The sequence below is a fragment of the Microcystis viridis FACHB-1342 genome (assembly GCF_014698335.1).
GTDB classification, from domain to species: domain Bacteria; phylum Cyanobacteriota; class Cyanobacteriia; order Cyanobacteriales; family Microcystaceae; genus Microcystis; species Microcystis ichthyoblabe_A.
In genome coordinates this window covers 21,465-28,134 of sequence record NZ_JACJSV010000065.1, presented here as the reverse complement: position 1 = coordinate 28,134, position 6,670 = coordinate 21,465, and the positions used below count along the sequence as shown (strand labels likewise).

At 42.0% G+C, this 6,670-nt stretch carries 4 protein-coding genes and 1 pseudogene; 1 reads left to right on the top strand and 4 read right to left on the bottom strand.

Annotated features, from left to right (window positions below; all coding sequences use genetic code 11):
* The 3 genes and pseudogenes from H6G40_RS23475 to H6G40_RS18185 all read right to left on the bottom strand — a co-directional run.
* Nucleotides 1-90 (bottom strand): annotated as a pseudogene (locus H6G40_RS23475) (IS607 family transposase); the annotation flags it as partial.
* A 500-nt stretch (nucleotides 91-590) separates the two neighbouring features.
* Nucleotides 591-1,373 carry a DUF3153 domain-containing protein gene (locus tag H6G40_RS18190; protein ID WP_002734632.1) on the bottom strand — a complete coding sequence of 261 codons (783 nt, stop codon included), beginning with the start codon at nucleotides 1,371-1,373 and terminating at the stop codon, nucleotides 591-593.
* A gap of 2 nt (nucleotides 1,374-1,375) precedes the next feature.
* Nucleotides 1,376-3,628, bottom strand: coding sequence for a ribonuclease R family protein (locus H6G40_RS18185; protein ID WP_002732861.1), 2,253 nt, complete (start codon nucleotides 3,626-3,628; stop codon nucleotides 1,376-1,378).
* Between the two features lie 422 nt (nucleotides 3,629-4,050).
* On the opposite strand from H6G40_RS18185, the gene H6G40_RS18180 reads away from it, so the two are divergent.
* Nucleotides 4,051-4,872 (top strand): hypothetical protein, encoded by an 822-nt coding sequence (locus H6G40_RS18180; protein WP_190538119.1) that lies wholly within the window; start codon nucleotides 4,051-4,053, stop codon nucleotides 4,870-4,872.
* A 345-nt stretch (nucleotides 4,873-5,217) separates the two neighbouring features.
* Here H6G40_RS18180 and H6G40_RS18175 read toward each other — a convergent pair whose 3' ends face one another.
* Nucleotides 5,218-6,414, bottom strand: coding sequence for a DUF4377 domain-containing protein (locus tag H6G40_RS18175; RefSeq protein ID WP_002733915.1), 1,197 nt, complete (start codon nucleotides 6,412-6,414; stop codon nucleotides 5,218-5,220).
* Nucleotides 6,415-6,670 lie beyond the last annotated feature (256 nt).

Here is a 6,670-nt window from a genome sequence, read left to right as displayed (position 1 = left end):
ACGTTCTCCTTGTAACTGCCCTCGATTCCACATTCTCCAAGCAGTGTCATAACTGATCCCTTTTTTCTTAGCATAATCTGATAGTTTCATGTGAACTGCAACGTAAACTTGTACTAACCATATTAGCAGTTGTTTGCAGTCATTTGCATATATTTTTTACAAAACTTTACAATACAATCTTTTTAGGCTGCCGCATACTGATGAGCCTTTCTTTGTCAACTCTTGAGGTTGATGCTTTTCATTTTTGAATTGGCACTTTCTTGCGTCAGGCTTTGGCCTCTGTCCATCACCCCTTGAATAGGTTTGTCTCTCTTATCCCCACTGCTGATTTTTCTCTCTTTGTCAACCCCTAGACCTGAATAGCAGCAATTCTCAGTTTTAGACACAGCAAGCCTTTTAAGGGATTTAAAGAACATTTTAAAGGGGGATTTTTGGCGCAACTTTGGGTGTACTGTCACGTCAAAAGCCCGAAGACTCGTCAAATGAAATTCGCCATCCCATTGAATTTCACCCCGTATTATGCGAACTAACTCCCAAAAGCCTTGCTACAGGGCAAATTTAGAATTGCTGCCTGAATAGTTACTCTCAATTTAAGTCGATGGGGATACACCAGGCAAGCGTTTATATTTCAAGTAATAGGCAAAAACTGTTATTACAACAATAATTATTGTGCCGATACCCAAATAGTTAGGAACCCAAAAAGCCGCGCCAATGGTGTTAATTTCTCCCGGTTTTAAATGCCAAATTAACTGATTGTCAACTTGTTCTACTGGGGGATTTAATCCTGAGTCATCTTCAATATTTTGACCAGCTAAGGGAGTCTTTAAAGCGAAGTCGATATCAACTAAGGAACCGGGGCTAATGATAATATTTCCCTGTTCGGAAAGTACACCCAAAGCCCGCAAATCAACGGTTAATTTTAAGTTTTTCTGGGTCAAAAAGAACCAATCTTTTTCTGTAACTGCCAGTTTTGAATCCAGTTGCAGTAACTTTATATCATCAGTATTAGCGGAATTTTTAATTTTAAAGGAAGAACTAGGATCAAAAAATTGATTGAATTTTTCCTCTAATTCCTGACTATTACTAAAGGGAATAGTGACAATTATTTCTCGTTCGGAAATATGATCGGTTTTCCCCTTAAGTAATTTTGCCCTCTGTTCGATACTATTTAACCATTTAGTGGCTTCGGTTTGACTGAGACTGGTTAAGCGTTGTCCGAGGGTGATATGTTGAATAATTTCCCCGTGGTGTTGGTGGGGAAAATTAATGCCCACATCGTAACGGACACAGCCAGTTAAAAAGAGAAAAATACCGCATAAAAAGGGCAGAATAAAGCGGGTTTTCCCGATTTTTTCGGTGGTTAATTGATTCATAATTAATCTTCTTCTAAGTCGTCATAACTTGCTGAACTGCCACCGCTAACCGTAACTAGATCGATTTGCTGACGATAATAGTCTACATCTTTTATCTCCACTTCTACCTCATCACCGAGACGATAGGCAACGCGATTTTTCCGTCCTACCAAACAGCTATGACGAGCGCGATATTCGTACCAATCATCCTTGAGAGAAGAAACATGGACCAACCCTTCCACTAATAAATCGGAAATTTCCACGAAGAAACCATAGGATTGTACACCGGTAATTAAGCCGCGAAAAACTTGACCCATTCTTTCTTTCATTTTCTCGGCTTTTTTCAATCCTTCTAGGTCTTTTTCGGCATCTTCAGCAATTTTTGAGCGATCATTGAGATGGGAAACAATTAGATGGCTTTCTTCTTCCAAATCCTCCTGAATTTGACTTGGGAGAATATTCCAATGAATCTGTCCATGACAGCTATTACTGCCCAAATTAACCCCGACTTTGACGATTTTGCTGCGGCGATCTTTCCCCTCGGTTAATAGGAGTTTTAACACCCGTTGTACCCAAAGATCCGCATATCTTTGTAGGGGTGAGAGACAGTGGGTATAATTGCTAGGATAGGCCAAACCAAAATGGGGCAGAGGATGACTACTATATCTAACTAATTTGAGAGTTTCTTGCAGGAGATAATTGAGGACTTTCACCGATGAGGAAGCGGAAAAAGTGCGGGTGAGATTTTGATAGTCATTGGGTTTAATCTCCTCCTCGGCAGTTAAATTTAATTCTGCCCCTAAATTATTGGCCAATTTGAGTAAATCCTCCAATTCATCCCAATCTGGTTCCGATTGTCCACAGTAGATACAGGGCAATTTTAAGGCCTGTAAATGTTCAGCGACGACTTTGCCGGCTAAAATTGCCACTTCTGTCAGTAAAGAACGGGCAGGTAAATTATTAGAAGCGAGAACAGTCCCCCCCCGTCCTTCGTCTTTGTAGGGAGAGATTTTGTCTAATTGAATATCAAAACTACCCCGCTGCAGACGTTGGGATTTTAGGGTGGGGCAAACGCTGAAAAATAAATCTTTCAGGGTTTCAACGGTATCGGTGGGGGCAGCTTCGCTATCTTCTTCACTGAGCAGATCGCGCACCTGTTGATAGGTAAAATGTTGATCCACTTGGATGAGGCTGCGGGTGATTTCGTACTCCACTAGCTCCCCCTTGTCATCGAGGGTGACGAGGATAGAAATAGCGGGGCGCTGTTCTTGGGGTGACAGGGAACAACGACTGGCAAGGGCAGCCGGGACTAATGGCAGCACTTTTTCGCCTAAATAGACGGCTGTTCCCCGTTTTTTGGCAACTTTATCCAATAATCCGCCCCGTTCAATGTAACGGGTGACATCGCTGATATGAATGGCGACTTGCCAGCGATTTTGGTTGATTTTCTCTAAAGAAAAGGCATTTTCAATGATTGGGGGATAATCTAGAGGGGTGTCATCTTCGATGGTAAAGGTGAAGAGTTGGGTTAAATCTCGCAGTTGTTCTTTTTCGCCACTATCGAAGAAATCCGCTAAATTATCGGCAATTTCGAGGGCTTCTGGCGGAAAATTATGGGGTAGATCGTGTTTACAGGAGACGATATCCGTGTCGGCAGCGGCCTCGGCCGTGGAACCGAGAACGCGAGTAACTTTACCGATGGGAGGCATTTCCCCTAGGGGATAACGGAGGACGGAAACATGAACGAGGTGATCGATGTTTTCTAGGAGATTTTGACCATTTTCGAGGAGATTAAGGGTAAATTTCAGACGATCATCCAGGGGAACCGCCACAAACTGCTCATTTTCCTGTTTTACTTGCGCTAGAAGCGAAGGATTAGCTCGTTCGAGAATTAATCTCACCTCTCCTTCTGGGGAACGACGACGGGTTCCCTCGCGGATGATTTTGACTAAAACTCGATCGCCATTCCAAGCGTTACTGAGATGATTTTTCGAGACGTAGATGTCATCAGCATCTTCGATATCTTGGATAGCAAAGCAAAATTCTTTACTGGAACAGCGCAGCTTTGCTTCTACAATATTTTCCTCGATCACACGACGATAGCGCCCCCGTTCTTTGACAACCATTCCCAGACGTTCCAAAGCATCGAGAATCACTTGCAATTTTTCGCAGCTTTCGGGATCGTCTTCGCAGCCTAATTTTTTTTCGAGAAGTTTACCCGTAGCTAATTTATCATCACTAAGATGAGAGAGGAGTGTGGCGATCGAGAAGTCCATCTAACAATAATCCTTACTTACAAGACACTGACGGAATGGTGGACAATTAAGTTTAAATACTTATATAATGAGAGGATTGATTTAAACCATTGACTCGAGAGATTATCTCTATCGGGCTAATTGCGATCGCTGGTGGTGACAGTGAAGGTAAACTAAGCAAGCATCGAACACCCGAACCTACCCTGAGAATTATCGAAGCCTTCGTTAGTATAAGCCAATAGCGAACACTGGCAAACCTTTTGGCGATCGCTCATCTTGCTGGCAGAAGCTTCAGCCTAGTAGAATCTTGTTACTGTGGGCAAGGCTAATCCTAGGACTGAAAATTTTATCTAATCTTTAATCCTAGCAAGAACTTGCTACATTTTTCCATAATTACGATAGAGTATTTTAGTATAAGTACAAAAGAACTCGAAAAAGTCACCATGTTGCAAAAGTTACGCCAACGTTACCCCCAAGTTGCCCTGATTAGCGAGTTAGTTCAAATCGATCACGGCAAGTATATTGTGAGAGCGATCATCGAAATTGAGGGAAAAACGGTCGTTACAGGTTTAGCAGCGGCAGATACGGTGGAAATCGCCGAAGATAGAGCCAGAGAACGAGCTTTACTGCTTTTAGAGGCTGAAAACACCCCCGATCTCCAGCTTGTGGAAAAAGTCAGCCCCAATAATATTTCTCTACCGTCCGATTTACCTAAAACCGTCCCTAGTACCAAAAAATCGACTAAAACGGCTAAAGTCACTGAAATACCTCGTCCTGAAGCTAAAATTGAACCGGAATTACCCCAAGTTCAGGACATTCCCCCGGCTAAAATTGAACCGGAATTACCCCAAGTTCAGGATATTCCCCCGGCTAAAATTGAACTGGAATTACCCCAAGTTCAGGATATTCCCCCGGCTAAAATTGAACTGGAATTACCCCAAGTTAAGGATATTCCTTTACCGGAACCAGAGCCTTTATTATTAGAAATGGAAACCGATAATTACTCCTTATTATCAGAATTGCCAGAAGAAGCGAGTTTAACTGAAGAAGAACCCCCGGCACCGGAACCAGTTGTTGTTATTCCCGAAGAAATCGATTATTCAGTGCTTAAAACTAAAATTGATGTGGAGATGAAACGATTAGCTTGGACTACAGAAAAAGGTCGAGAATACCTGATTTCTACCTATGGCAAAAAGTCCCGTTTACTGCTAACTAATGAGGAGTTATTAGAATTCTATAACTACTTATCTAGTATCAGTGCCTAATCACTAAACCTGCTGCATAAATCAAAAATCTTCCGTTAAGTGAGGAGTCCCCGATCCAGTATTCTCCGAGTCAGGATAAGCGGAAAGAAATAGATTATTTTCTGGCAGTAGAAAAGCGATCTTTTTCTGTAAAAATCCTTAAATTAAGGACTTTAATAGCATCTGCGATTAAAAACTCACTTTTGCGGGAGATATAATAAAAAAGTAAGCTATTAGCTGCCAGTCTTTTTTTCCCTATCTCACTGATAACTGATAACTGATAACTGATAACTGATAACTGATAACTGATAACTGATAACTGATAACTGATAACTGATAACTGATAACTGATAACTGATAACTGAATTAATTTCTTACTGCTTCTGTTTCCGCTTCTTTGGGAACAACCACTGGCACTCCGCTGACTGTTTCAATTTGATAAACAACGCGACTTAATTGGGAAGGACAACAGAGAGGATCAGTATCTTTATAGCGATTAAAAACCACAATAATTCGAGTGCTATTTTGTAAAACAATTCTCTGAGATGCACCATCAGTGCGGGAATCCATCGGTCGCGGGGAAAGAGTGCCAGCGAATTTACCATCGACAAAAACAAAGTCTTGATAACCCATTGGTCGGCACATTCCATCCACTCCACTCATAGCCGAAATAACGCTAGTTTTGCCATAGGTTTGCACGGCCCCGTAGAGTAACCATCCTGCTTTATTAAGTGCTTGATCATTGGCAGTAATTGCCGGACGAACCTGTTCACGACACTGGTTATCGATCACGGTTTTAACGGGAGATTTGGGGATAGGGGACTTGGCTTTATTCCAATTAGTTAACGGTCGATCAAACCAAGCTCGCGGAGTCTCTTTTTCTGGGGTTTGGCTAATAACTTCTAATAGCTTCCATGTTTCGGAATTTTGATTAGTAGCTGGATTGGATACGGTTTCAACGCTAACTTTAATTTGATAGAAAAATCCTGGTTTATAATCAAATCCCTCGATACTATTAGGGAACAATCTCCAGTTTTCCTCGGGTTTTTCTCGCATCTGTAAACAGTCTTTGGTTGTGCCTTGGCCACAGGGTTGTTTCCGAGAATGGATATAAATGGTCTTTTCCGTGCGCGTAGTGGTTGGTGCGGGGGTAAAAGTGAGTATTCCTAAACCTTCGGGAGTACGATAAAATAATTGTAAATCGCCTTTAGCTGTCACTTGGAATTGTTCCACTCCTTGCAAGGCAGCAAGATATTGATTTTCTTGTTTCATCTGCGGTTCCGGACAGGCTTTTTTGGTAGTAGCGATCGCTTGATTGATCTGAAGCGTGTCATCATTGACTTGATAGCCAGTATTATACTGGTTGCATCCGGCCGAACCACTGAGGATATTTTTCTGGAAAGCGGCAGTAATTTCCGTTTCTTTCACCAAACTTCCGGCTGTCCACCCCCTTAGTTTCCATCGAGTCCCCTCCAAAGGGGAAGTATTAGCGATCGCTGCTTTCCCCGCTAAAGCACAACTTAGGGCAATTGTCAAGAAAATTCCCGTTTTTTTGGCGTTCAAAATTGCTATTCTCCTCGTCAAAGCAACAATTCTATTATGGCGTGGGGTAATCGACTCAGTGGTTAGGATAATTTTTCAGATTTCTCTTTCTGACCATCTCGTGACGGATTAAGAGAGAACAAGTTCCCGCAAACCTTAACCCAGTCAGAAAGTCAACGTTGTCATTAATCACTTTTTGCCTTCACAGGGCCAAAAGTTGACCCCAGTTCACCTTAAGCAGTACAATAAAAACCTTGAATGACCCCTTAAACAAAAA